Consider the following 939-nt stretch of genomic DNA (forward strand, 5'->3'; position numbering starts at 1 on the left):
CCCTGCTATGATGAGCCATGAAGGACTCGAACCTTCGACCCTCTGATTAAAAGTCAGATGCTCTACCGACTGAGCTAATGGCTCAAAAAATGGCTGGGCTAGCTGGATTCGAACCAACGCATGACGGAGTCAAAGTCCGTTGCCTTACCGCTTGGCTATAGCCCATTAATCAATGACCTGCCGGTCAAAATAAAAAGGACATTTATAAGATTGTCCAAATCTGCAGTTTTTATTCAAAATGGTGGAGGGGGACGGATTCGAACCGCCGAACCCGGAGGGAGCGGATTTACAGTCCGCCGCGTTTAGCCACTTCGCTACCCCTCCACATTCCATTACAGATAAGTAAAGGAAATGGTGCCGGCTAGAGGACTTGAACCCCCAACCTACTGATTACAAGTCAGTTGCTCTACCAATTGAGCTAAACCGGCAAATATGGTGGAGGATGACGGGATCGAACCGCCGACCCTCTGCTTGTAAGGCAGATGCTCTCCCAGCTGAGCTAATCCTCCGAAATGGTGACCCCTACGGGATTCGAACCCGTGTTACCGCCGTGAAAGGGCGGTGTCTTAACCGCTTGACCAAGGGGCCTTGCTATTAATTTAAGAAATTATGATCTCTATAAGCTTCCAACCGGGCTCGAACCGGTGACCTCTTCCTTACCATGGAAGCACTCTACCTACTGAGCTATGGAAGCATTAGCCCAATACCTTAAGCGGTATTAAGGATGGCTCCGCAGGCAGGACTCGAACCTGCGACCGTTCGGTTAACAGCCGAATGCTCTACCACTGAGCTACTGCGGCGGAATGTTTTTGTTTCGCCCGGCAGCGTCCTACTCTCACAGGGGGAGAGCCCCCAACTACCATCGGCGCTGAGAAGCTTAACTTCCGTGTTCGGTATGGGAACGGGTGTGACCTTCTCGCTATCGCCACCAGACTATTT

The 939-nt window shown here is 51.2% G+C and carries 7 tRNA genes and 1 rRNA gene; all 8 read right to left on the reverse strand.

Features of this window, described 5'->3' with window-relative positions:
• Nucleotides 1-11 precede the first annotated feature (11 nt).
• Nucleotides 12-84: transfer RNA gene (locus CYJ37_RS25140), tRNA-Lys, on the reverse strand.
• A 6-nt stretch (nucleotides 85-90) separates the two neighbouring features.
• Nucleotides 91-165: transfer RNA gene (locus CYJ37_RS25145), tRNA-Gln, on the reverse strand.
• A 74-nt stretch (nucleotides 166-239) separates the two neighbouring features.
• Nucleotides 240-324, reverse strand: a tRNA-Tyr gene (locus tag CYJ37_RS25150).
• Nucleotides 325-352: 28 nt separating this feature from the next.
• Nucleotides 353-428: transfer RNA gene (locus CYJ37_RS25155), tRNA-Thr, on the reverse strand.
• A 5-nt stretch (nucleotides 429-433) separates the two neighbouring features.
• Nucleotides 434-509, reverse strand: a tRNA-Val gene (locus tag CYJ37_RS25160).
• A 4-nt stretch (nucleotides 510-513) separates the two neighbouring features.
• Nucleotides 514-588 (reverse strand) — tRNA-Glu (locus CYJ37_RS25165).
• 33 nt (nucleotides 589-621) lie between these two features.
• Nucleotides 622-694: transfer RNA gene (locus tag CYJ37_RS25170), tRNA-Thr, on the reverse strand.
• 122 nt (nucleotides 695-816) lie between these two features.
• Nucleotides 817-933, reverse strand: a 5S ribosomal RNA gene (rrf, locus tag CYJ37_RS25180).
• Between the last annotated feature and the right edge of the window lie 6 nt (nucleotides 934-939).

This window comes from Bacillus sp. UMB0728 (assembly GCF_002858875.1).
In the GTDB taxonomy this organism is placed as follows: domain Bacteria; phylum Bacillota; class Bacilli; order Bacillales; family Cytobacillaceae; genus Bacillus_AB; species Bacillus_AB infantis.